The organism is Pontibacter sp. LHS2 (assembly GCF_058932845.1).
In genome coordinates, this window is sequence record NZ_JBZYWG010000001.1 from 1,159,128 (window position 1) to 1,181,950 (window position 22,823).

Genomic DNA, 22,823 nt, shown 5'->3' on the forward strand with positions numbered 1-22,823 from the left:
TATAGGTATAGGTATAGGTATAGGTATAGATTAAACTGAAAGTGATTTGATCACGGCTCAGCGGCGGATATCAAACTCTTTTTGGTCTCCCGTTCGGAAGGTATGGATCTCACCCCGCACACCGATTTTAACTTCTTTGGACCAGCCTCTGTCAAAAGTAATCATCATTTTATCAGCGGTGAGGTTTAGTTCTATCCAGTGACCACGATAGCGCAGCTGTAGGTTCAGACAGGGCATGTCTTCCGGGAGAACCGGATTGAGCCATAATACATCATCGCGAATCTCCAGCCCAGTATAGGCGCGCTGCACCAGGTCCACGGTGCCGGCCATCGCGCCCAGGTGTATACCTTCGGCTGTGGTGCCTCCCTGTATATCTTCGAGATCGCTCATCAAGGCCATTTCAAAATTTAACCAGGAACGTTTACGATCGGATCGGGCCAGCACCCAGGCATGTACGATTTTGCTTAAGGTAGATCCGTGCGACGTACGCTGTTCGTAGTAGGCTATGTTTTCAGGTATACTCTCAGGCTTGAAATCATAGTGCAGCTCTTTAAAAATGGAAAGCAGTTCCTCTGATGAAAACAGGTAAAACAACATCAATACGTCCGCCTGTTTGCTGGCTTTATACTTATTCACGTTGTCACCTTCACTCTCCAGAATGCGGTCGAGCCGCATGGCCTCCCCGTACTTGGCTTTGTACTTCTCCCAATCAAACTCCTGCAGTTTATCATAATCATCAAACTGCGCAATAATTTTAGTGTCTTCCAGAAAAGGAACATACATGCGCTTACTAATGTCCTCCCAGCGAGTCAGGTCGTCCGGGGTAATATGCAGTTTGACGAGCAATTCTTCGTAGCGGGAGTCGTCTATGACCTCTTTCAGGCCAAGAGCTCTTTGAATAACCCAAACCGCCAGTACATTGGTATAGGCATTGTTGTTCAAGCCTACTTCATTTGAATCCGGATATTCGGTGTGATACTCGTCCGGCCCCACCACGTGCAGGATTTCGTAGCGCCCTTTTTCCTGATTTAAAGTTGCGATCGTTGACCAAAACTGGGCTATATCCAGCAAAAGCTCCGCTCCATGGTAACTCAGAAAATCCATGTCTTCTGTGGCTTGATAATAATGCCAGACGTTATAAGCTACTGCTGAACTGATGTGCCGTTGCAGGTAAGTATTGTCAGGCAGCCAGCGACCGGACTGCGGGTTGAGGTGAATGACCTGACTTTCTTCACGTCCGTTGCTGCCACTTTGCCACGGGAACATAGCCCCCTTATATCCTGCCTCTTTTGCGGCACTGCGGGCTTCGTTAAGGCGGCGGTAACGGTACATTAGCAACTCGCGCGTGATGGCGGGCAAGTGCATGTTGAGGAAAGGAAAGATAAAAAGTTCATCCCAGAAGATGTGTCCTCTATAGGCTTCTCCGTGCCAGCCACGAGCCGGCACACCTACATCCAGGTCTACGGTATGCCCCGAAACAGTTTGGAGCAAATGAAAGATATGAAGTCGCAAAACGGATTGCACCTTCATGTTACACGCCGTATCAAGGTCGCAGCGATTCCAGAGTCGCTGCCATGCCCGCTTATGTTCTTCCAGGGCTTCTTCAAAAGTGCCCTGCCGGCCGCTGTTTTTGCAGGCATCCTGCAGGGGTTCCGAAGTAGCCCAGTCGCGGGAGGTATAGATCAGTACGCTTTTCTCAAGTCTTAAAGGCTGGCCTTCCGAAGCATGCAGCCTGAACTGGTGCTCCACATAACCTTCTTGTATCTTAGTTTGCGGCTGCATGCCACTTTCATCACCGTTCAGGTATAACTTTGTTCGGGCTACCTGCGCCATGCGGATCTTAGACTGTGTGGTTTGGACTACCAGGTAATTGGTTTCGTCGTCGTGCTGGCCTTGCTCCAGTGTTTCGAGGTGTTCACTGGCCAGATCACGGTAGCGGGCCACTCCGCTGTTGATGATGCGTCCGTCCAGTGCAGCCCGTACTTCAATTTCGCCTGACCAATTGACTGGCGTCAGCTTCCATTCCAATGCAGCCAGATGCGGGTTTGCCATGCTCACGAGGCGGCGGGTGTTCAGCATGGATTCGCGGCCTCTGCTGTCGCGGAAATAGACGTAGCGCAGCAGTAAACCATGTTGCAAGTCCAGTTCCTGCTTGAAGTCGAGCACATCGACACTACTCATGTGAAACCAGTCTTCATCCGGATGTCGGAAAGAGACGGGTAGCCAGTTGGGCCAGTTGACGAGGTCCTCGTTTTCGATCGGTTTTCCGGCTACTTCGGAAGTGAGTCGGTTGTAACCACCCGCCAGGTAGGTCCCTGGGTAATAAATATCTGCCTCCGCACGTGTTTCTTCAAAAGCGCCACGGGTAGCAATATAGCCATTGCCCAGGGTACAAAGTGCTTCACGCAGGGTTTGCTCTTTGGGCACCCATTTGTCGTAAATGATGCTCCATTCAACCATAATTTTGTTTCTTGATGGTTTCAGTCAGATCTTCCAGAAAAGTCCGCACTTCATCCACACTTTCCAAGGTATAGGTAGCAGCGGTTTTATCGTCGTGCTCGCCTACCAGTATACCTATGCCTTTGCCCTGCAGCTCTGCGAACGCATCTTCGTCTGTAATATCATCGCCAATGTAAAGCGGTATGTACTTGCCATTGTTCAAGCCAAGTTCTTCCATCAGCCACATGACCGCTTTGCCTTTGTGCCAATCCAGATTAGGTTTTAATTCATAGATCTTTTTGCCGTGCCCGATCTTTAGTTCAGGCATGGCATCCAGCACCTCATCAACCGCTTTGCGCACGTCCTCAACCTGATCATCGGCCACATTCCGGAAATGCACGGCTATCGCATAACGCTTACGCTCAACTAAACTTCCGTCAATAGACTTGAGTTTTTCCCGAAGTATGCTGTCAGCTTTCTCGAGCGCTGGCAAGGAATCTTTGGCCCCTCCCGGCTCAGAAGCCATGCCACCGGGACCTGTGATATCGAAACCGTGTGATCCGGCAAAGTACAGGTTGTCAAGTTTAACCAGTTGCTCCACATTCTGCCGGTCGCGCCCGCTCACTACGGCTACTTTGGTGACAGCAGCGAGTTCATGCAGGGCTTTCCGCATGTCATCCGAAAGTATAGCCATTTCGGGCTGTTTTACAATGGGTGTCAGGCAACCATCATAATCAAGGAAGATGGCGGGTGTTTTACCTTGAAACTGGGATTTGAGTTCATGGAGTTGGTCGAGGGCCGAAGGCAGATCATGGGCCTCACGTTTCTGTATCATAGTGTTGGTTTTGGGGTGTCGAGGATAGGAAGTTTATACCTTGGGAAATTCTTTGATCACTAGATCGGCGCCTCCTTCTTTGAGTGCTGCTTCATCGTGGGTGCGGTCTATACCTACCACCAGCCCAAAGCCGCCGGCCTTACCGGCCTGCACACCTTTGCGGGCGTCTTCGAAAACGGCGGTCTCCTGTGGCGCTATACCTAAACGGCGGGCAGCTTCCAGAAAAATATCCGGGGCGGGCTTCCCTTTCAGGCCGAGCTCTGAGGATTGCAAGCCATCCACATGATCTTCGAATAGCCGCTCTATACCTGCCGCATGCATCACATCTACACAGTTTTTACTCGCCGATATTACGGCTATGCGCATCCCATTTTTCTTTTGTGCCTTGAGCCAGGAAATAGTATCATCGTATACATCCACTCCCTCTTGCTTGAGTAATTCCTGAAAGTACATATTTTTAAGGTTACCGAGGCCACCAACCGTCTCATCGCTCAATTCATCCTCAGGTGTTCCTTCTGGCAAACTGATACCACGTGACTCCAGAAAATTGCGCACGCCATCATAGCGGGGGATCCCATCAATATGTTCCCGGTAATCGGTTTCAATGTCGAGCGGTTCGTAGCGCTTGCCCTCTTTCTCGCCCCGCTGCTGCAGGTATGCGTCAAACATACGCTTCCAAGCTTGCGCGTGAACCCGTGCGGTTTGCGTCACTACTCCGTCAAGGTCAAAAATAAGTGCTTTAATGTTTTTTTCTTGGAGGTTTTGCTGAAGGGAATTCATGTTTTCCATTTTTTTAAATCAGGATAGGGTCCAGCGCAAAGCCTGGAATAGCTGCCAGGCAAGCAACTGGAAATACCAGAGCTATGGGCCGGCTCAACTCATATTATCTAATATGCTTACGGAATGCCTTCGGTACGCTCATGTGGCGGCACGTCAGGACCTTGCTCCGGTCTGCTGGCAGGGTTTTCTCCTCCTGTAATATAATCGGTATGCGCTGGTGGCGTTCGTTTTCCGTCGTCTTCACGCAGTATACCTGTTTTTGGTTTATCTTTATTTTCTGATTGTTTTTTATCCTCTTTCATATATTGCTCTCTAAATTATGACATACTTGTATACTCAGACATACGCAAATAACTGTGACCATGAATGAAAGTATCCGATTTTAGACCTACGCAGCAGGCTGGTAAATGATACCCTTTGAGCACCCTCCTGAAAATACACTACCTTTACAGTCCGACAGAAGCATTGGCTTGCTTTAAATACCGATAACCCCGAACTTACTTTTTGAGTAATTTCTGCCAAAGACACATTCACAAAATAAAACATGCTACACACCGACAATCCGACCACAACCAACGCCTGGAATAAACTGGAAGATCATTTCTCTCAACTGAAAAACCAGCATCTGCGCGATCTGTTTAAAGCTGACCCGCAGCGCTTCAAAAAATTTTCGTTTGAGGTAGACGGCACGCTGTACGATTTCTCTAAAAATCGCATAACCGAAGAAACGCTGGACCTACTGGCTGCACTCGCCGAGGAGACCAACGTGCCTTCCGCCATCGACAGCATGCTGCGCGGTGAGAAGATCAACGCAACCGAAGGTCGTGCCGTGCTCCATACTGCTCTGCGCAACTTCACGGATCAGGAACTGATCGTAGACGGGGACAATGTGCTGGAAGAGGTACGGGATGTACAGCGCCAGATGAAGCAGTTCTGCGACCGCCTGCACAGTGGCGAGTGGACGGGCTACACCGGCAAAAAAGTGAAGCATGTTGTGAATATAGGTATAGGCGGCTCGCACTTAGGTCCGCAGATGGTAACCGAGGCACTCAAAAAATACCAGAAGCCGGACATCGAGGTACACTTCATATCCAACGTGGACGGCACCGACGCAGCCGAAGTGCTCCGCAAAGTAGATCCGGAGACAACACTCTTTATCATTGCTTCCAAGACTTTCACTACCAAAGAAACCATCACCAACGCCCATACGGCTCGCAGCTGGTTTTTGGAGACAGCCAAGGATGAAGCGCATGTGAGCAAGCACTTTGTAGCCCTTTCTACCAACACCGAGGCAGTTTCTAAGTTCGGTATCGCGCCTGAAAACACCTTCCGCTTCTGGGACTGGGTAGGCGGACGATTCTCACTCTGGTCGGCCATTGGTCTGTCAGTGGCCTGCGCCTTGGGCTACGACAAGTTTGAGGAGTTGCTGCGCGGCGCTGAAGCCATGGACAAACACCTCAAGAACACGCCCATGCGCCAGAACATACCGGTGCTGATGGCATTATTGAGTGTGTGGTATACAAACTTCTTTGAAGCACAATCACATGCCGTGCTGCCATACGATCAGTACCTGCGCCTGTTGCCGGAGTACCTGCAGCAATTGCAAATGGAAAGCAACGGCAAGACGGCCATGCGCAACGGCGAGTATGTCAACTACCAGACTCAACCAGTGATCTGGGGAGCGGCTGGCACGAACGGACAGCACTCTTTCTTCCAGTTGATCCACCAGGGTACTGTCCTTATTCCTTCTGATTTTCTGGCGCCGGTAAACAGCCACAACCCGATCGGCGAGCACCACCCCATGTTGCTTTCCAACTTCTTTGCGCAGACAGAGGCCTTGATGAAAGGCAAAACAGAAGCGGAAGTGCGGGCTGAACTGGAGAAGAAAGGGATGGCAGGCGAAGAGCTCGAGCAACTGGTGCCGCACAAAGTGTTTGAAGGCAACAAACCTTCCACCTCTATCATGTTTGACTTGCTCACACCTTATGCGCTGGGTAGCCTGATAGCGATGTACGAGCATAAAGTATTTGTGCAGGGGGTGATCTGGAACGTGTACAGCTTCGACCAGTGGGGTGTGGAACTCGGCAAGCAACTGGCCGGCACTATTGAAGAAGAATTGCTTAGCAATAAAGACACAGAACACGACAGCTCCACAGCCGGACTGATCAGCTACTACAGACAAAAACGCAAATAACGTAAACCTTGCAGGTTGTCTGCGTTTAAGGAGTGTATTTTCACCTTATGCAGCACCTGTACTACAGAACCGCGCTGCTGTTGGCACTTGTACTAGTGCTGGGCAGTTGCGCTAATGATAACTTTTACCAAAAAGACGCTCAAGTGCAGCCGGGCGAGTATGACCTCCCCCCGGCTGGCACTGACAGCGTGTGGGCCGTAGCCGGCAGGCATTACGAACGAGGCTGGCTGCATCGCTTGTTCTGGGGCCGCCATCACCGCGATAGCTGGAGCACGCCTGTTAAACTGCCTGTCTTTGACCTCTCCCACGTCAACGGAGGTATGGAAGTGGTGAAAAAAGGAGGCGGCTATCAGACCAGTAGTTTCCAACTCAAGGATAGCCTCGGCCGCATTTACGCCTTTCGTTCCATCGACAAAGACCCGGTGCTGGTGCTCGCTAAATTCTGGCGTCCAACCTTTGTAACCAACATACTGCGTGATCAAACTTCCTCGGCCAACCCCTATGGTGCCCTGGTCATACCTGACCTGGCCAAAGCCGCAGGTGTATACCACACCTCTCCCACCTTGTATTACGTGGCTGCCAATGACATGTCATTTGGAGAGCATGCCAAAGCCGTGCAAGGTAAGGTATACATGCTCGAAGAGAAGTTTGAAGGTATAGCCGACTCGCTGAGGATCTTCGGGGACGTGATAGGTTTTGAAGATTCAGAAGATGCCCTCCGCAAACGCTACGAGACCAATACCCACTATTTTAGTCAAAAGGATTTTGCAAGAGCCCGGCTCCTGGATGTGCTGGTAGGTGACTGGGACCGCCACAAAGGACAGTGGGATTGGGCCCAGTATAAAGTGGAGGGAGATATCAGGTATGAACCCATCCCGAAAGACCGGGACCAGGTGTTTTTGAAAATGAACGATGGCATTATACCTTTCATTGCCACCAGCAAACTGCTTGCACGCAAATTCAACTCCTTCGGGCCTAAAATTAAAGATGTAAAAGCACTGATGATCAATGCCCGATTCATTGACGAACGCCTGCTTCACGAATTAAGTCGAGAGGATTGGGTAAAAATTGCCAGGCAATTGCAAAGCAGTCTGACGGACCAGGTCATTGACAAGGCTGTCAGAAATTTGCCGCCTCCTATCTACGCTCTTAATGGAGAAAACATCGCGCAAAACCTGAAAAACCGTCGGGACCAATTGCCGAAAGTGGCTGAAGAGATGTATGAAATTATGGCTAAGGAAGTCACGGTAGCCGGCACTGATCAGGAAGACAAATTCCATGTGAGAAGACTCGATGATGAGCGCACTGAAGTGACACTAAGCCGTCCTGCCCAAAACGGTATACCTGAAAAAGTGCTGTACCAAAGAATATTCTTCAGAGAAGAAACTGAAAAGATCACGTTGCACGGACTCAGTGGAGACGATGAATTCCTGGTTGAAGGCACTGTTGCCAAAGGTATACTGGTAGAGGTATATGGCGGACTTGGAGAGGACGAAATCATTGACAGATCCTCCGTGAAAAGCTGGCGCAAAATGACCCACATCTACGACACCGAACGCGGCAACGAAATAGACTTCGGCTCCGAAGCCAAAGACCTCACCACCAGAGACGTGCGAGTGCATGCCTATGACCGGGAAGGAAACTGATTTAAGTTAGAAAGCTTGGAAGTTAGAAAGTGATTTCTCATTCAAGGATGACACTTTCTAACTTTTTAACTTTCTAAATTTCTAACTCTTAAGGCTTTTCTCGAGCATCTTCAGCACGAACGTTTCCATACTAGTAAGGTGTTTTGTTTTGGACTTGGTGGGGTCGTGCTTTTTGAGAAAGTTCATCAACTTGTCCTCCCGAAAGAGATTGACCACCTCGGGATGAATATAGTATTTGCTACAAACCGTTGGGGTGTTGCCCAGACCTTTAGCCACTTCTTTCACGGCTTCTTTTATACCTTTCTCTTTGTCCAGTTCCGGATCTTCGTCGATCACACGTTCCAGGCACTCCACCATGCGTACGGTGCCGCCCCAGGTCCTGAAATCTTTCGCGGTGAAATCATAGGCTGTCACATCCCGCAGATACTCGTTCACATCGCCTGATTCCAGTGTTTGCCGTTCACCATCTTCGTCATAGTACTGAAACAGGTCATAGCCCGGGATGTCCTTGCACTTCTTGACCAACTGCGCCAGACGTCGGTCTTTCAGGTCGATCTTCTGATCCACCCCCTTCTTGCCTACAAATGAAAACGTAACGGTGCTCCCATTAAAAGTAACGTGCCGGTCGCGCAGCGTAGTCAGTCCATACGATTTATTAGATTTGGCATAGTGCCGGTTTCCGATGCGGATGAGTGCATTATCCATGATCGAGACAACAAGCGCTGTTACTTTTCGCTTATCGAGCTTGCGGGATTGGATATCCTGCTGCACCCGCTCACGCAAAGCAGGGAGTGACTTTCCGAACGTAATCATACGTCCGAACTTGGTTAGATTGCGGGCATTTTGCCACTCCGGATGATAGATATACTGCTTCCGACCTTTCGCGTCGCGGCCAGTCGCCTGCAAATGTCCGCGGGCCGATTTGGAGATCCATACCTCAGTCCAGGCGGGTGGAATCACCATTTTACTGATGCGCTCGAGTGTTTTTTCGTCCGTTACTTTCTCTCCTTTATGGTTGAGGTAGTAAAAGCCTGTCCCCGCTTTCTTGCGGGTGATTCCCGGCTTTTCGTCGGAGGTATAAATCAACCCCGCCCACTCCGCTGAGAGAGCAGGGTCTTTGTATAGATTATGTAGTTCTTTCCTTGTCATTTGTTGAGGCATTAGGCGCCTCCTGCCAATAATACTTTAAACCGATGCAAAAGTTATTCACGCCACGGGCTATGCTCCTGCTTTTGGCTATACCTGCTCAACAATTACCCTTATATTTGTCTCCGAATAAAGACCTCCCCTATGACTATTCATAAACAGATTTCTTACCTCTATGCCTTCTTTGGTGTGTTCATGCTGGGTTGTGGCGCTGTAGCTGTAGACGTGGCTGGTGAGCAAGCCCGCACAGCACTTATTACAGGTATAGCCGGTGGTTTGCTAGCCCTGGTTGCCGGGCACTTTCTGAACCGCCGTCAGCGCTGGGGCTTTTTGCTGGGTACCGCTGAGGCCGGTCTGCTGACAGTCTTACTCGGCTGGCGATCGGGCACCTACTTCATCCGTCTGCTTGAGATGGTACAGGATGCGCCGGAGCCCAACTCGACCCAGACGGCAGGTATGGCGTTCTTGCTGACAACGGCTATGCTCGTCGTGGCACTTCTGACACTGGCAGTGTCCGTTATGTTTGCCAAACAAGTGTTTGCCGAGACAAAATAGGCGTTCGTCTATATTTTTCTATAGCATTAAACCTTTATGTGTTATATTGGTCCTAACACAAGACCAATCGTTCACCTAAAACAAATTAACATGCTACAGAAAATCGGTTTGAGTATCGTGCTCACGGCCAGTGTGGTCAGTGCAGCCGAGGCGCAGACAAAACTCGTGGAGAAAGTAACCAAGAAAAGCGATGAGCTGGTTATACCTTACGAAAAATACAAACTGGCCAATGGCCTCACCCTGATCGTACACGAGGATCACTCCGATCCGGTAGTGCATGTGGACGTGACCTATCACGTGGGCTCTGCCCGCGAAGAAGTAGGCAAGTCTGGTTTTGCGCACTTCTTTGAGCACATGATGTTTCAGGGCTCCGACAACGTAGCCGACGAAGAGCACTTCAAGATCGTGTCTGATGCAGGTGGTACCCTGAACGGTACTACTAACCGCGACCGCACCAACTATTTCGAAACCGTACCAAGTAACCAGTTGGAAACAGCCCTGTGGCTGGAAGCAGACCGCATGGGCTTTTTGCTGGACGCCGTAACCCAGAAGAAGTTTGAGGTACAGCGCGAAACCGTGAAAAACGAACGCGGCCAGAACTATGACAACCGTCCTTACGGGTTGGTGTACGAGAAAACATCACAGCACTTATATCCGCACGGTCACCCTTACTCCTGGACTACGATTGGTTATATCGAGGACCTGAACCGTGTGAACGTAGACGACCTCAAAAACTTTTTCCTGCGCTGGTACGGGCCTAACAACGCGACTGTAACAGTGGGTGGTGACGTTAATCCAGCTGAAGTGGTGAAGCTCGTGGAGAAATACTTCGGCTCTATACCTGTAGGCCCTGCCGTACAGGACATGAAGCCAATGCTGGCAAGGCTTACTTCAGACCGTTATATCTCTTATGAAGACAACATCCGTTTCCCGATGTTGCGCATGACCTATCCGGTGCCTGAAGCTGGTCACAAAGACGAGCACGCACTCGACGTACTGGCTGAAATCTTGGGACAAGGCCGTAACTCTATCTTCTACAAAAACTTTGTAAAAGAGCAGAAAGCCATGCAAGCCTCCGCCTTCAACTCTACTTCTGAGCTGGCCGGCGAATTTGGTATCACCATCATGGCATATCCAAACAGCACACTGGCTCAGATGGAAGAACTGCTTCGCAAATCAATCGCTGAGTTTGAAACCCGTGGTGTAACCGACGAAGACCTGCAGCGCTACAAAGCTTCTGCCGAGTCAAGCCTGATCAACCGCATGGCAAGCGTAAGCGGCAAAGTTTCACAGCTGGCTGCTTATGAAACCTTCCGCAACAACCCGAACTACCTGCAGGAGGAAATTCGCCGCATCAACGCCCTGACCAAGGCTGATGTGATGCGAGTGTACAACCAGTACATCAAAGGCAAGCATGCCGTTATCCTGAGCGTAGTGCCGAAAGGCAAGCCAGAGATGGTGGCCAAGGCTGATAACTATGCTGTTGACACGAATGTGTCGGTAGCACAGCCACAGGATTACAGCGGCCTGAGCTACACCAAGGCAGTTGACTCATTTGACCGCAGCAAGCGCCCGGTAGCGGGTCAGGCTAAAGCGGTAAGTGTACCGAACTTCTATACCGCTAAGTTTAAGAACGGCATGAAGGTGATCGGCACCAAGTCTGATGAGATCCCAACTGTTACCTTGCAACTGACTATACCTGGCGGACACCGTCTGTTAGCAAACAACCCAGGCAAAGCGGGTATCGCTTCCCTTACAGCGTCCCTTTTGAATGAGGACACTGAGAACTACACATCAGAAGCTTTCACCAACGAGCTCGACAAACTGGGTAGCTCTATCCGCATCGGCTCTGGCACAGATGACACGTATGTAACAGTACAATCACTGAAAAAGAACCTGGATAAAACACTTGTACTGCTCGAAGAGCGCCTGTTCCGTCCTAAGTTCGCTGCCGACGACTTTGAGCGCTTGAAGAAGCAGCAGCTGGAAGGTATAGCCAACCAGTCGACACAGCCAACAGCTATTGCCAGCAGCGTGTACAACAAACTGCTTTATGGCGAGAATCACATCATGGCTGTTCCTACATCAGGTACTACGGAGTCGGTTAGCAGCATCACCCTGGATGACGTGAAGCAGTTCTATGCTGCCAACTACACGCCTACCGGAGCTGAGTTGGTAATTGTGGGTGATATCGACGAAAAAGAGGTGATCGGTAAGCTGGGCTTCCTGAAAAACTGGAAAAAGAAAAACGTAACGATGCCTGCTGATGTGAAAGCGCCTGCCATTGCGTCTACTAAAATCTACTTCGTAGACAAGCCGGATGCTGCACAGTCAGAGATCAGAATTGGCTACGTGGCACAGCCATATGACGCAACCGGTGAGTACTACAGAACATCACTGATGAACTTTGTGCTGGGTGGTGCCTTTAACAGCCGCATCAACCTGAACCTGCGTGAAGACAAAGGCTATACTTACGGTGCCCGCTCCGGATTTGGTGGCAGCCGCTTCGCAGGTCCTTATACAGCTTCTGCCGGTGTTCGTGCTGATGCCACAGCTGCTTCGGTGGTTGAGTTCATGAAAGAGATCAACGATTACAGAACCAAAGGTATTACAGAAGAGGAACTGCAGTTCATGAAGAACTCTATCGGTCAGTCAGATGCCCGCCAGTATGAGACGCCTGGTCAAAAGGCGAACTTCCTGGGCCGCATCCTGCGCTACGACCTGAAGAAGGATTATGTAAGCAAGCAGACGCAGATTCTGAACAACATCACGAAGAAGGAGATCGATGCACTGGCAGCCAAGCACCTGCCAGCTGACAAGATGCACATCGTGGTAGTGGGTGACAAGAAAACAGTGTTGCCTGAACTACAGAAACTCAGCTATGACGTTGTGGAGCTGGATACCAACGGCAACCCCGTAGGTACCTCATCCGTAAAATAGACCATACTACACTTAGAAAAAGCCCCTGAATTTCAGGGGCTTTTTTATTTGTACTGTTTTCATCGTTCAGCTCCTAAGCCTGGCTTCCAACCAAGGCTAAAATTAATCCGTAAGCGCATACTAAAATCTAATTGCATAAGTTTTAAGCAAATCGCAGGATGCTGTTCATCAGCCTGGATCCTTGCATCGCTTTAACACATTTTTACCACTTTTAATCAAATGATGAAGCATATCAATAGTACCGCCCCTTGGTTGCTTGTCTTAGTCAGCGTATTTTTCATGAGTAGCTGCAAAGACAACGAAGGTGTGATTTTCTCTACTCAGGATGATATCCGACTGGGAGAACAAGTATCGCAGCAGGTAGACTCAACTTTCCGAGCACAAGGCAAACTGCTGGAGCGCACCTCATCGAATGCCAATGTCAGAAAAGCCTACACGCACCTTGACCGCATCGTGAACCGCGTGCTTAATTCTGGGGAGATCAAGTATAGAAATGAATTTGTCTGGTCAGTGAAAATCATCGATGACCGTGAAACGCTAAATGCCTTCGCAGCACCCGGAGGGCACATTTATGTGTATACCGGCCTGATGAAGTTTCTGGATGACGAAGACCACTTCGCCGGAGTACTGGCCCACGAGATTGCGCACGCCGACAAGCGCCACAGCGTACAACAGTTGCAGCGTGAATATGGCATCGCTATTCTCCTTTCGGTAGCGCTGGGTAACAATGCTGGCACACTGCAGCAGATCGCAGGTCAGCTGGCAGGTACGCTGGCTGGACTGCGCTTTAGCCGGGGAGCTGAAACGGAGGCCGATAACGCTTCGGTAGTCTACCTGGATGGTACTGATTACTATGCCTGCGATGGGGCAGCCGGATTCTTTGTGAAACTGAACGCACAGGCGCAGGGAAGCAACCCTCCGGAATTCCTGAGTACACACCCGAACCCGGATAACCGTGTCGAGAATATACAGCAGCAAGCACAACAGCGCAACTGCTCTACAACTAGTGCTGCTGACACTGACTTTAATGAATTGAAAAAAAGCTTGAACTTATAACCAGTAAAGGCCTGCCTGGTGGCAGGCCTTTCTGTTTAACCGCTATACCTGCAGACTATGAAAAAGATCAAAAACACTGCTGCGAAAGCCGTACTGAAAGTAGAGGAAAAATTTGACACACTGACTTTCAACCTCCGTCGCAAACTCAACATGTTTGGGCCACTGCACATTATGGCTTACCGCAGCTATGGTACTCCTACCCGCCTTTATGTGAAAGGTCGTGTTCTGGTTGACAAGGGCATCACCATGTCTGAAGAAAATGATACGTTGTGGGAGAACATCCTCAATATGTACAAGCGCTTCAACAGCCGGGAAATACCAGGGGCACGTGTAATGCTTTGCCTGGAAGACCAGAAGCATGAGATCACTACGGATGTAGAAGGCTATTTTGTGATGAACCTCGCCCCAGAGAAGCCACTTGTGCTTGATGATATCTGGCATACCATTGACATCACACTCACTTCATCACCCGTAGAGTTTGAAGGGCCGGTCAAAACGCAGGCGCATGTACTGGTCCCGCCTCCTGATGCTGAATACGGCATCATCAGCGACATAGACGACACCATTGTGCGTACCGGCGCTACCAGTATGCTGCAGACCGGACGTAACGTGCTGCTGAACAATGCGCATTCCCGTATACCTTTCCATGGGGTATCATCCTTTTACAAATCCCTGCAACTTGGGCGAAACGGCAAGCGTAATAATCCCTTCTTTTATGTTTCAAGCAGTCCCTGGAACACCTATGACCTGCTCTTCCATTTTCTGGAACTGAATGAAATCCCACAGGGGCCCCTCCTGCTACGCGATTTTGGTTTGGATGAAAGCAAGCTCGGCGCTTCAGATCATATGAGTCACAAGTACAAGGAGATCGAAAACATCCTCATAACCTATCCCGAACTAAAATTCATCCTGATCGGTGATAGTGGCCAACAAGATGCCGAGATCTATGCAGAGGTAGTCAAAAATTATCCGGGCCGTATTTTAGCAATTTACATTCGGGACGTCAACATCGAAAAGCACACCAAAAAAGTAGTCTCGATTTTTGATGACTTCAAAGACAGTAAAGAAGTTGAAATGGTGCTCGTAAAAGAAACCCTTGAAGCCGCTGAACACGCAGCCCAGTGCGGTTACATCTTCAACGAAGAACTGCCGGAAATCGCCAAAGAAACGGAAATGGATGCCGCGGGAGACGAGTAAGTTAACTTGAATGATCCGCTACGATCTTCCAGCCTTCTGGGAATCGCTTAAGGATAATGGAGAAATGGCCCTGCAGGTCGCCTAGTTCGGCTTCGCGCTGCAGGTGCCATTTGCCCACTACCAACATGTGGTCTGTGGCCAGGTGTCGCATTTCTTTCAGATCAAAGGTCAGCTTACCCATAGCAGCCTGATCCGGGTAGCTCTTGCGGTAATTGTCCAGCGTCTTTTGCCAACCATAGGTCAACCCGCTTTTGCCCACAAACAGCAGAGAGTCAGATTTCCAGTAGTCCTGCATAAAGCAGTCTAGGTCGCCCTGGCTCCAACAGGCTGACTGTGAGTCCAGCATATCGCGTACCTGGGCTTCTGCTACTGCTGTATCCTGTGTAACACCGGAATTGGTGGCTAGCTCTACCTGTTTCTCTTCGTTTTGCTGGCAACCAGAAAACCATACACCTATACCTAGTGCCAGGGTGTATATCAGCTTATTTCTTTTCATCTTTCTCGGGAAGTATAGTTTTGATATAAGTAGTACCACCTAATCGACCCATGGCACGTGCTATGCGGTACTGCCTGCCCATCACATAGGCAGATGGCCGCTCAGCAGAGAATCGGATCGGGTTGGGAAGCACTGCCGCCAACCGTGCCGCCTGCTGCCGTCCAACCTGCGACGCCGGCTTCTTAAAATATTTCTGGGAAGCCGCTTCCACACCGAACACGCCATCTCCCATCTCGGCAATGTTCAGGTATACCTCCATAATGCGCTGCTTGCCCCAAAGTAGTTCGATCAGAAACGTAAAATAAGCTTCCACCCCCTTTCGCAGGTAACTTCTACCATGCCAAAGAAAAACATTTTTGGCTACCTGCTGGCTGATCGTACTGCCTCCTCTGATCTTGGTACCCTTCTGATTGCGCTTAAACGCGTCGGCAATGGCATTGAAGTCGAAGCCATGATGCTCCAGGAAAAGTTGGTCTTCTGAGGCCACAACGGCAAGCGGCAATTGGTCCGACATCTCCTCCAACGATACAAACTTATACCTGATGGCAGGCTCAGACTTGCCCGCTGTTCCAGCTTCAGCACGACGTTGAATCATATGCAAAGTAACAGGTGGTGCCACCCAGCGGTACACCAACACCCATAGAACACTCAGGAGCACGAGGCTCAGCAAAAGCTTTGTGATGATGAGCCTGATCTCACGAAAGCCCAGCCGTTTCTTCTTCATTTTAAGAGGTTGAAAATAAGTGCGCAAAGCTAAGCGTTTTGGCTTATAATGCAACAAAAGGAGCCTGACTGAATTGCAATACTTAACACGTGTATAAACATACTCGTATTCCATATACAAAACCTGTACTTGCCTGTTATTTAGCTAAAGAAAAGACTATGCAAAAGTATCTGCCCCTGTTTCCGTTGAATATTGTGGTATTCCCGGGCGAGAAACTGAACCTGCACATCTTTGAGCCTCGCTACAAACAGCTGATCTACGATTGCATCGAAAGTGGAGGCAACTTCGGTATACCTACTTATATCAATAATGGAGTGGGGCTTTATGGCACTGAGATCAAACTGCTGCATATTGAGAAAAAGTACGAAAGCGGTGAAATGGATATCCGTACTCAGGGCGTCAGTATTTTTAAAATACTGGAATTTGACAAGCAGGCACCTGACAGACTTTATGCGGGTGGCACAGTAGAAGAAGTGGAAGATTTAGAAGACGAGGACATTGTGATAAAAATCCAGATACAGGAAAAATTAAAAGAACTATATACTTCTTTGGGTATCAGTAATATTTTAATGGACCTGCCGGAGAACTTCAAATCCTATGATATAGGGCACCACTTAGGTCTCAACACAGAACAGGAGTACACCCTGTTGCAGTGTAACAGCGAAGCCCTGCGACAAGAGATGATTCTACAGCACCTCAACCAGGTGTTGCCTATCGTAGCCGAAACCGAAAAACTGAAAGAGCGTGTCAAGCTTAATGGTCACTTTAAAAACCTTACACCCCCTAATTTCTGATGCTGCTCTATTTCCTGATCATACCTACTGTTTTATTTTTGGTATTTGGGCTCTTTAGCTATTGGCAGGAGCTCAAATACCGCAACAAGCCCTTCTACAAACTATCGGATGTGGGTTGGCGTAAGTGCCTGCCTAAACCCGAAGCAAAACTGGTGCACAGTATCGCATTTATGGGGGACGTGGGCTATGTGGCCACTGACGGCACTGATCCCGTGATGAAGTTATTAGAAGAGTGGCAACACAGTACAGGGCCGGACGGTAGCGTTCTGTTTCTGGGTGACAACCTATACCCGGTAGGCCTGCCTGCTGAAACACACCGCCACTACCCTGCCGCTAAACAGCGCCTGGACTTCCTACTACAGCAAGTGGGTGCTTATGCAGGGCGCAAGATCTTACTGAGCGGTAACCACGATTGGAACAAAGGCCGCAAAAAAGGATTGGAGTACGTGCTGCGTCAGGAAAAATATGTAGTTGACACCTTGCAGGATGATAGCACTTACCTGCCGCGCCACGGTTGTCCTGGCCCGGATGTCATACAACTGGCTGATGGCTTGCTGCTGGTGATCATTAACACACAGTGGTGGGTACAACGTGGCGAAAAGCCCATGGGCCGCAAACAGGGCTGTCCTTATGACGATATTGAGGATTTCTTTTTGCGCCTGAACAAGATCTTAAGAAGGAATAAGCACCAGCGCATTGTGGTAGCGGCGCATCATCCGCTCTACAGTAATGCGCTACATGGTGGCAAGTTCACGATCAAGCAGCATATATTCCCGTTGACTGCGGCACATAAGCGTTTTTACATTCCTCTGCCTATTTTCGGATCTATATACCCCTTTTATCGCAAACTATTTGGAGCTTATGAGGATATGTCGCACCGGAAATACCGAAAAATGCGCAAGCGACTACTTCGCATCTTCCATCAGTACAGCAATATCGTGTACGTGGCGGGGCATGACCACAACCTGCAGCACTTTGAGGTGCGGGACAATCATTACATCGTCAGTGGCTCAGGGAGCAAAACATCCTTTGTGAAAAAAGGGGGTAAAGCCACTTTTACTTTGGAACAGCGAGGGTTCTTTGTGCTAAATTATTACGATACAGGTGAGGTATGGGTGGAAGCACTGGCGACAACAGAAGACGAGAGTATTTCAAAACCAGGCGCCGTGGTGTTCCGGAAAGAGCTGAGTCCTGTTTTGCAGCAAAAGGAGCAAACCCAAGAGGTATAGCTGGCCTCTTATGCCTCCCCTTCAGGTATAGGCAGGATGACTTTCAAACTTTTGGGGTGCATGGTTACTTTTATCTCCTCTCCTAACTCAGTCGGTTCCCCATCAATGTGTACTACTTCATGGTCGACGTTGTAAACAGTGGCGCGGTGGCAGCTGATACGGCGTGTATACACAGAGCCATCAATGTTATCGGTATACATGCGAAATAGCAATGCTGGAGCAGCGGCCTTCGGGAAGGGTTCAATCAGGCATATTTCGAACCGCCCGTCGTTCAGAATTCCGCTTGGGTTAATGGCTGCATTACTTCCGAAAGCATTGGCATTGGCGATGGTTACCATAAATGCCTCCCCTTCAAAATTCTCCGTATCCGTTTCAATGCGATAGAATTTCGGTTCATAGTTAATGTACTCCTGCAAAGCGATCCAGGCGTAGGCACCCGGACCACGTTTATCACCTTCACAAAAACGCTTTACCACCAGCGCATTGAATCCCAGATCACTCAGGTGAATCGATGGTTGCCCATTCAAATCAATGGTGTCAATATTGCGCACGACATGCTCATGGATTAGCTGCAACGCCTCTTCCGTGTCCTGGGGTATACCTAAGTCCTTGGACAGTCCATTGCCAGAGCCAAGCGGAATAATCCCCAAAGGAATTTTAGCCTCTATCAGCAAGGCCCCGACTAAACTCACTGTCCCATCCCCTCCTACCGCGAATACAGCATCAAAGCCATTCTGCTCGATGCGTTGCTTTATTTCTTCAGAATCCTTGTTGCCGGTCGTGCGGTATATCACACAATTGAGCTGGTGCTCTTCGCAAGTCGCTTTTATTTCCTCCTCAAGCTCTTGTTTGTCTATGTCGCCTGCTATGGGATTGATTACAAACAGCAAATTTTTAATTTTATTATCTTTTTGCATGCGTATGTCGTGGTGTCAGTTTGTTGTTATAGGCTCGCTTTTATTCTACCAGACCAGCCGGCAATCCATTTGGATACTCCTGCTGGATAGCACGTTCTATTTCTGCGATTCGGTTGCCCGGATTTGGATGTGTCTGCGTGAACTCAGGACCATTAGCGCCCCCACCGGCTTCCTCCAGTATGCGCATTACTTCTATCATGGCCCTAGGGTCGTAACCTGACTCACCCGTAAGGCGCACGGCCAGTCTATCCGACTCCAGTTCATCCTCCCGACCATAGCGCATGTTCATCAGCTTACCGATCATGGCGGCAGCTATAGCACCGCTCTGGGAGGCTGGATTATTCGGATCATACGTGGCGATGGCAGCCGCACCGGTAAGGCCTTGTGTCAGCTTTGCTTTGGCTAACTGTTGCGCGGAATGCCGCCCAACGACATGCCCTATTTCATGGCCCAGTACCCCTGCCAGCTGTGCTTCAGAATTCAGCCTGCGCAACAAACCCGCAGTGATAAAGATCTGGCCACCCGGCAAAGCAAACGCATTTACAGTTTCTTCATCTGCCAGCAAATGAAAATCAAACTTGTACGGTGTTTCGCTCACGCGGGTGTTCTGGACAAGCCGCTGCCCGATGGCATTAACCTCGGCTCTTGCCTGTTCGTCCGGATGCAGACCACCGTATTGTGAAGCCATTTTAGGGGCGGTCTGTAACCCGAGGGCGATCTCTTGCTCTACGGTCATATCAACGTGCTGCATCTGGCCTGTAAACTCGTTTTCCTGCCTGTTGCACCAGTAAGTGACCAATGATACCGCCGCAATCAGAATGGCGACGATAAACTTCATGACTGCTCTCATCTCACTCGATATCTAAGTTATTTTATGCTCTTGCAATCCTGCTTTTCAAAATCACCTGCTGCAATTCAGGCAGAGAGACGCTGTTGCCTCATCATATACTTTTATTGCACTAAAAAGTATACGCAAGCGCCTTGAAAAAAAAGAGGGAAATTGAATAGGCTGGACTTAAAGCTACTTAAATAGCTACCCTATTTTATATGAATTTCGTAATACACTAAAATCGCTGCAAAAGCAGCTTAAATTAAAACTGAGAACTATGAATATGAAACGAACATTCGGTGCCATCCTGACCATACTCGGTATTATTGGCATCATCTGGGGGGCATATGCTTTTGTGATGGGAGGAGACGGTGCGGCTATCAGTCAGTACACGGCCGCTGTCCCCTTTGTGGTAGGCCTGATCTTTTTCTTTGCAGGCATCAACCTGGTTAAAACAACAAAGGATCAGACCTAAGTAAATGAACCTATAATACAAAGAGGCCACACTGGAAATCCGGTGTGGCCTCTTTGTATTATGTTGATCTTCCTATGCCGACCTATGCACTTATTGGCATAGCATCTTGCTGAGCGGCAAAGCCTTCAATGGCTCGTTCAGCGTTTAAATAGTCAGAGGTATAAGCTTTGTCAGCACTATGTATGTAAAGCACTGTGTTCTCTTTGATGAGTTCGATCACGTCACCTGAAATAGCACGGGGCACTGAAGGACAGCCGAGGCTGCGTCCCAACCGACCATACTGCTTCACAAAATCTTCACTCACATAATCAGCGCCATGCAACACAATCGCACGCTCCATGGCTTTGGAGTTAAACTTCTCGTCCATACCTGATAGACGCAGTGAAAGGCCATGCTTGCCATAATAGGTCTTGTCGGTCAGGTAAAAGCCCATGCTGCTCATGTTGGAGTTCGGCTCGTTTGAGAATTTTTCAGCCTTTACATTGCCTGTATTGCGGCCATGCGCCACCAGGTTGTTAAAGAGCACTTTGCTGGCATTCAGATCAATGATCCACATACGCTTCAGGTTGCTGGGCTTAGTAAAATCTACAACCGTCAGAATGTGCTTATCTGTTGACGTCATACCTTTATGCTTAAAATTCTGATAACCAGTAAAGGCACGCTCAAATACACTGTAGGATAAGCCAGTTGATTTTAACCCTGCTCTGTTATAAACATCCTGCACATGTGCATCGAATGCGATTTTTTTCTCAGTGAGAGACAATCGGGCAAGCGAAGTGGAGGTCAGTGATGTTTCTGCTGTACGCACGATTGGATCGGACTCATCGTGCCGTGCTCCACCAGGAGTGGCAACCAGCATGAAACTAAGGGCAAAAGAGGTAACAATAGCTCTTATCATAGGGTCATTATTCTAGTCAGGTTTTACGCAATTACAGTACTAACAGGGAAAAACACAACAATTGTTCCCCTTTACAAGGTTTATATCCAATTAGCCCGGGTATCCTGTAGCTATTATACTCATATATATGCTAAACGATTGTTTTCCTGAAACTTAGTATAGAATGCTGATATATTTTTTATTCAACGCTGCAATTCTGGTTTATAAATTACGGCTTTTACTTGTATGCCAAAGCCGGATGCTGCAATTTTGAGCTAAGAGAATAGCACATGAGAACGTACTCCATATATACCTTCCTTTTGATGATGCTGCTGGGCTGCAGTGAGCCTGCCCGTATTGAAGGATTCGACAGCAAAAAATGGCAAAAAGATAAAAAAGGTTGCCAGGGGCAGCGAAACACCATGGTAGGCAGTTTTGATAGCATTCGTCGGGACTTGTATGGCCTTCCTGAGGAGGAAGTTAAGGATATACTGGGCAAGCCGGATGCTGAGCAACTTATGCGCCGTGGGCAGCGTGTCTTCATATATTACTTTGAACCGGGCTCACATTGCAATGAGCGAAATAAACTTTCAGAGGCCAACAGGGCTGAAGTGCGTTTTAATGCGTTGAGTAAAGTGAGCGAAATCACTTATCTGCGTCCGCTGCCACAATCCAACTAGAATTCTTATACCTTACCAAAACAAAAAACCCGCTTAACAGCGGGCTTTTTGTTTTTTAAATTGTCTTTATTCCTCTTCCTCTTTACCTGTTAGCAGGTTGACGTACTGTCGTCCTTCCAGTTCCAGAAAATGTTTTAGTTGTTTTTCGTTTAAGATCCCAGCCATTACTTTATCCAACTGGATTTGTATCTCTCGATAGGCACGCTGTAATTCTAAGGGATCTTCCGCCTTCATTTCCGCTTCGGTCATGCGCTGGAAACGTTCTTCATGTAGCAGTTCTACCTGCATCATTTGCTCTTCGGTCAGGTTTAATTCGCGTTTCATTTCCAGAATCGCCATTTGAGGACCACTCAGACTGATAGATAATACTCTCCTGTCCAGCTCATCATCTGTCTCCCGAAGACGCTGCGCTTGTGTTGAGCTGATTGCTAGTCCTAATATGATTAATAAAGGTATAATTCTTTTCATGGTATTCGGCATTTCACCAATAAATGGCTGCAATGTGTTATTTAATGTTATGAACGGAATTATATTACATTGGTTCTGTTTGAAAAGGCATAAATTTTAGATTTTTCTAATAGCATAGTTAAAGCTACATATTTCAATTATAGAAACATTTCAAAATCATTTTAAACTATAAAAACAAGTTGTATTCAAAACCTTCTATATCGTAACTAAGCCTCCTCAGAAGAGTATAAAAGGAAAAACCCTCGAAATAGTATTTTTAACAGTGGCTCCCGGCTCCGCAATTGCGGCTCCCTCCATACAAAGTGAAATAACCATGAAAACTAAGTATTATAATCCCAGTTCGCTAGAGGTTAATTTTGCAAAAGCATTTCAGGACCTGACACAACAACTCGAAGACAGGTTAGATGCTGGCAAAGTCGTCAATATCACACCTATACACGATGCAGATAACCCAATGGTCATTTATAAATTAAAAGATGAAGAAGGCGATTTACATGAAATAGTTGTACAAATCATTCAGCGACCAGATAATTTGGTAAGCTAAGC

General features: G+C 48.5%; 22 protein-coding genes. 11 read left to right on the forward strand and 11 right to left on the reverse strand.

Going from position 1 to position 22,823, the window contains the following annotated elements:
• Nucleotides 1-57: 57 nt before the first annotated feature.
• From AC5FX6_RS05025 to AC5FX6_RS05040, 4 genes are all read right to left on the reverse strand, one after another.
• Nucleotides 58-2,460, reverse strand: a complete 2,403-nt coding sequence (locus AC5FX6_RS05025; protein WP_493595924.1) for a glycoside hydrolase family 65 protein — start codon at nucleotides 2,458-2,460, stop codon at nucleotides 58-60.
• Nucleotides 2,453-3,274, reverse strand: coding sequence for a trehalose-phosphatase (gene otsB, locus AC5FX6_RS05030; protein ID WP_493595925.1), 822 nt, complete (start codon nucleotides 3,272-3,274; stop codon nucleotides 2,453-2,455). The genes AC5FX6_RS05025 and otsB overlap by 8 nt, the downstream gene beginning before the upstream one ends.
• Nucleotides 3,275-3,307: 33 nt before the next feature.
• Nucleotides 3,308-4,063 carry a beta-phosphoglucomutase family hydrolase gene (locus AC5FX6_RS05035; RefSeq protein WP_493595926.1) on the reverse strand — a complete coding sequence of 252 codons (756 nt, stop codon included), beginning with the start codon at nucleotides 4,061-4,063 and terminating at the stop codon, nucleotides 3,308-3,310.
• A 107-nt stretch (nucleotides 4,064-4,170) separates the two neighbouring features.
• Complete coding sequence (locus AC5FX6_RS05040; protein WP_493595927.1) at nucleotides 4,171-4,356, reverse strand: hypothetical protein; 186 nt, start codon at nucleotides 4,354-4,356, stop codon at nucleotides 4,171-4,173.
• 242 nt (nucleotides 4,357-4,598) lie between these two features.
• Here AC5FX6_RS05040 and pgi point away from each other — a divergent pair, with 242 nt between their 5' ends.
• Together pgi and AC5FX6_RS05050 are read left to right on the forward strand one after the other, a co-directional pair.
• A complete protein-coding gene (gene pgi, locus AC5FX6_RS05045; RefSeq protein WP_493595928.1) occupies nucleotides 4,599-6,248 on the forward strand; it encodes a glucose-6-phosphate isomerase in 1,650 nt (549 codons plus the stop codon).
• 47 nt (nucleotides 6,249-6,295) lie between these two features.
• Complete coding sequence (locus AC5FX6_RS05050; RefSeq protein ID WP_493595929.1) at nucleotides 6,296-7,894, forward strand: hypothetical protein; 1,599 nt, start codon at nucleotides 6,296-6,298, stop codon at nucleotides 7,892-7,894.
• Nucleotides 7,895-7,975: 81 nt separating this feature from the next.
• Here the strand turns inward: AC5FX6_RS05050 and AC5FX6_RS05055 are convergent, their stop codons facing one another.
• Nucleotides 7,976-9,043, reverse strand: a complete 1,068-nt coding sequence (locus AC5FX6_RS05055) for a DNA topoisomerase IB (RefSeq protein WP_493595930.1) — start codon at nucleotides 9,041-9,043, stop codon at nucleotides 7,976-7,978.
• 141 nt (nucleotides 9,044-9,184) lie between these two features.
• On the opposite strand from AC5FX6_RS05055, the gene AC5FX6_RS05060 reads away from it, so the two are divergent.
• The 4 genes from AC5FX6_RS05060 (at nucleotide 9,185) to AC5FX6_RS05075 (ending at nucleotide 14,788) form a co-directional block, all read left to right on the forward strand.
• Nucleotides 9,185-9,595 (forward strand): hypothetical protein, encoded by a 411-nt coding sequence (locus AC5FX6_RS05060; protein ID WP_493595931.1) that lies wholly within the window; start codon nucleotides 9,185-9,187, stop codon nucleotides 9,593-9,595.
• 90 nt (nucleotides 9,596-9,685) lie between these two features.
• Nucleotides 9,686-12,535, forward strand: coding sequence for a M16 family metallopeptidase (locus AC5FX6_RS05065; RefSeq protein ID WP_493595932.1), 2,850 nt, complete (start codon nucleotides 9,686-9,688; stop codon nucleotides 12,533-12,535).
• Between the two features lie 219 nt (nucleotides 12,536-12,754).
• Nucleotides 12,755-13,591 carry a M48 family metalloprotease gene (locus tag AC5FX6_RS05070; protein WP_493595933.1) on the forward strand — a complete coding sequence of 279 codons (837 nt, stop codon included), beginning with the start codon at nucleotides 12,755-12,757 and terminating at the stop codon, nucleotides 13,589-13,591.
• Between the two features lie 57 nt (nucleotides 13,592-13,648).
• The gene (locus AC5FX6_RS05075; RefSeq protein ID WP_493595934.1) at nucleotides 13,649-14,788 is read left to right on the forward strand and encodes an App1 family protein phosphatidate phosphatase; all 1,140 of its coding nucleotides are present in this window, start codon (nucleotides 13,649-13,651) and stop codon (nucleotides 14,786-14,788) included.
• 1 nt (nucleotide 14,789) lies between these two features.
• On the opposite strand, the gene AC5FX6_RS05080 is transcribed toward AC5FX6_RS05075, so the two are convergent.
• Both AC5FX6_RS05080 and mtgA read right to left on the reverse strand, forming a co-directional pair.
• Nucleotides 14,790-15,284 carry a YybH family protein gene (locus AC5FX6_RS05080; protein ID WP_493595935.1) on the reverse strand — a complete coding sequence of 165 codons (495 nt, stop codon included), beginning with the start codon at nucleotides 15,282-15,284 and terminating at the stop codon, nucleotides 14,790-14,792.
• On the reverse strand, nucleotides 15,271-16,008 hold the full coding sequence (gene mtgA, locus AC5FX6_RS05085; protein WP_493595936.1) for a monofunctional biosynthetic peptidoglycan transglycosylase: 738 nt from the start codon (nucleotides 16,006-16,008) through the stop codon (nucleotides 15,271-15,273). The genes AC5FX6_RS05080 and mtgA overlap by 14 nt, the downstream gene beginning before the upstream one ends.
• 158 nt (nucleotides 16,009-16,166) lie before the next feature.
• On the opposite strand from mtgA, the gene AC5FX6_RS05090 reads away from it, so the two are divergent.
• Nucleotides 16,167-16,802 (forward strand): LON peptidase substrate-binding domain-containing protein, encoded by a 636-nt coding sequence (locus AC5FX6_RS05090; protein WP_493595937.1) that lies wholly within the window; start codon nucleotides 16,167-16,169, stop codon nucleotides 16,800-16,802.
• Nucleotides 16,802-18,031 carry a metallophosphoesterase gene (locus tag AC5FX6_RS05095; protein ID WP_493595938.1) on the forward strand — a complete coding sequence of 410 codons (1,230 nt, stop codon included), beginning with the start codon at nucleotides 16,802-16,804 and terminating at the stop codon, nucleotides 18,029-18,031. Before AC5FX6_RS05090 ends, AC5FX6_RS05095 begins: the two co-directional genes overlap by 1 nt.
• Nucleotides 18,032-18,039: 8 nt before the next feature.
• Here AC5FX6_RS05095 and AC5FX6_RS05100 read toward each other — a convergent pair whose 3' ends face one another.
• Both AC5FX6_RS05100 and AC5FX6_RS05105 read right to left on the reverse strand, forming a co-directional pair.
• Nucleotides 18,040-18,948, reverse strand: coding sequence for a diacylglycerol/lipid kinase family protein (locus AC5FX6_RS05100; RefSeq protein ID WP_493595939.1), 909 nt, complete (start codon nucleotides 18,946-18,948; stop codon nucleotides 18,040-18,042).
• A 40-nt stretch (nucleotides 18,949-18,988) separates the two neighbouring features.
• The gene (locus tag AC5FX6_RS05105; RefSeq protein WP_493595940.1) at nucleotides 18,989-19,786 is read right to left on the reverse strand and encodes a M48 family metalloprotease; all 798 of its coding nucleotides are present in this window, start codon (nucleotides 19,784-19,786) and stop codon (nucleotides 18,989-18,991) included.
• A 274-nt stretch (nucleotides 19,787-20,060) separates the two neighbouring features.
• Between AC5FX6_RS05105 and AC5FX6_RS05110 the strand changes: the two genes are divergently transcribed.
• Entirely contained in the window at nucleotides 20,061-20,252 is a 192-nt protein-coding gene (locus tag AC5FX6_RS05110; RefSeq protein ID WP_493595941.1) for a hypothetical protein, read from the forward strand.
• Between the two features lie 82 nt (nucleotides 20,253-20,334).
• On the opposite strand, the gene AC5FX6_RS05115 is transcribed toward AC5FX6_RS05110, so the two are convergent.
• The gene (locus AC5FX6_RS05115; protein ID WP_493595942.1) at nucleotides 20,335-21,150 is read right to left on the reverse strand and encodes a murein L,D-transpeptidase catalytic domain family protein; all 816 of its coding nucleotides are present in this window, start codon (nucleotides 21,148-21,150) and stop codon (nucleotides 20,335-20,337) included.
• A gap of 269 nt (nucleotides 21,151-21,419) precedes the next feature.
• Between AC5FX6_RS05115 and AC5FX6_RS05120 the strand changes: the two genes are divergently transcribed.
• Entirely contained in the window at nucleotides 21,420-21,809 is a 390-nt protein-coding gene (locus AC5FX6_RS05120; RefSeq protein WP_493595943.1) for a hypothetical protein, read from the forward strand.
• A 66-nt stretch (nucleotides 21,810-21,875) separates the two neighbouring features.
• Here the strand turns inward: AC5FX6_RS05120 and AC5FX6_RS05125 are convergent, their stop codons facing one another.
• Complete coding sequence (locus AC5FX6_RS05125) at nucleotides 21,876-22,277, reverse strand: hypothetical protein (protein ID WP_493595944.1); 402 nt, start codon at nucleotides 22,275-22,277, stop codon at nucleotides 21,876-21,878.
• A 313-nt stretch (nucleotides 22,278-22,590) separates the two neighbouring features.
• On the opposite strand from AC5FX6_RS05125, the gene AC5FX6_RS05130 reads away from it, so the two are divergent.
• Nucleotides 22,591-22,821 (forward strand): SH3 domain-containing protein, encoded by a 231-nt coding sequence (locus AC5FX6_RS05130; protein WP_493595945.1) that lies wholly within the window; start codon nucleotides 22,591-22,593, stop codon nucleotides 22,819-22,821.
• Nucleotides 22,822-22,823: the final 2 nt, after the last annotated feature.

What these genes read in the sequence shown, in the direction of transcription:
- AC5FX6_RS05120 (WP_493595943.1), top strand. Translation starts at nt 21,420, where the DNA reads ATGAGAACGTACTCCATATATACCTTCCTTTTGATGATGCTGCTGGGC.
- AC5FX6_RS05070 (WP_493595933.1), top strand. Translation starts at nt 12,755, where the DNA reads ATGATGAAGCATATCAATAGTACCGCCCCTTGGTTGCTTGTCTTAGTC.
- otsB (WP_493595925.1), bottom strand. Translation starts at nt 3,274, where the DNA reads ATGATACAGAAACGTGAGGCCCATGATCTGCCTTCGGCCCTCGACCAA.
- AC5FX6_RS05110 (WP_493595941.1), top strand. Translation starts at nt 20,061, where the DNA reads ATGAAACGAACATTCGGTGCCATCCTGACCATACTCGGTATTATTGGC.
- AC5FX6_RS05040 (WP_493595927.1), bottom strand. Translation starts at nt 4,356, where the DNA reads ATGAAAGAGGATAAAAAACAATCAGAAAATAAAGATAAACCAAAAACA.
- AC5FX6_RS05055 (WP_493595930.1), bottom strand. Translation starts at nt 9,043, where the DNA reads ATGACAAGGAAAGAACTACATAATCTATACAAAGACCCTGCTCTCTCA.
- AC5FX6_RS05130 (WP_493595945.1), top strand. Translation starts at nt 22,591, where the DNA reads ATGAAAACTAAGTATTATAATCCCAGTTCGCTAGAGGTTAATTTTGCA.
- AC5FX6_RS05125 (WP_493595944.1), bottom strand. Translation starts at nt 22,277, where the DNA reads ATGAAAAGAATTATACCTTTATTAATCATATTAGGACTAGCAATCAGC.
- pgi (WP_493595928.1), top strand. Translation starts at nt 4,599, where the DNA reads ATGCTACACACCGACAATCCGACCACAACCAACGCCTGGAATAAACTG.
- AC5FX6_RS05035 (WP_493595926.1), bottom strand. Translation starts at nt 4,063, where the DNA reads ATGGAAAACATGAATTCCCTTCAGCAAAACCTCCAAGAAAAAAACATT.
- AC5FX6_RS05100 (WP_493595939.1), bottom strand. Translation starts at nt 18,948, where the DNA reads ATGCAAAAAGATAATAAAATTAAAAATTTGCTGTTTGTAATCAATCCC.
- mtgA (WP_493595936.1), bottom strand. Translation starts at nt 16,008, where the DNA reads ATGAAGAAGAAACGGCTGGGCTTTCGTGAGATCAGGCTCATCATCACA.
- AC5FX6_RS05090 (WP_493595937.1), top strand. Translation starts at nt 16,167, where the DNA reads ATGCAAAAGTATCTGCCCCTGTTTCCGTTGAATATTGTGGTATTCCCG.
- AC5FX6_RS05115 (WP_493595942.1), bottom strand. Translation starts at nt 21,150, where the DNA reads ATGATAAGAGCTATTGTTACCTCTTTTGCCCTTAGTTTCATGCTGGTT.
- AC5FX6_RS05080 (WP_493595935.1), bottom strand. Translation starts at nt 15,284, where the DNA reads ATGAAAAGAAATAAGCTGATATACACCCTGGCACTAGGTATAGGTGTA.
- AC5FX6_RS05065 (WP_493595932.1), top strand. Translation starts at nt 9,686, where the DNA reads ATGCTACAGAAAATCGGTTTGAGTATCGTGCTCACGGCCAGTGTGGTC.
- AC5FX6_RS05095 (WP_493595938.1), top strand. Translation starts at nt 16,802, where the DNA reads ATGCTGCTCTATTTCCTGATCATACCTACTGTTTTATTTTTGGTATTT.
- AC5FX6_RS05075 (WP_493595934.1), top strand. Translation starts at nt 13,649, where the DNA reads ATGAAAAAGATCAAAAACACTGCTGCGAAAGCCGTACTGAAAGTAGAG.
- AC5FX6_RS05050 (WP_493595929.1), top strand. Translation starts at nt 6,296, where the DNA reads ATGCAGCACCTGTACTACAGAACCGCGCTGCTGTTGGCACTTGTACTA.
- AC5FX6_RS05060 (WP_493595931.1), top strand. Translation starts at nt 9,185, where the DNA reads ATGACTATTCATAAACAGATTTCTTACCTCTATGCCTTCTTTGGTGTG.
- AC5FX6_RS05025 (WP_493595924.1), bottom strand. Translation starts at nt 2,460, where the DNA reads ATGGTTGAATGGAGCATCATTTACGACAAATGGGTGCCCAAAGAGCAA.
- AC5FX6_RS05105 (WP_493595940.1), bottom strand. Translation starts at nt 19,786, where the DNA reads ATGAAGTTTATCGTCGCCATTCTGATTGCGGCGGTATCATTGGTCACT.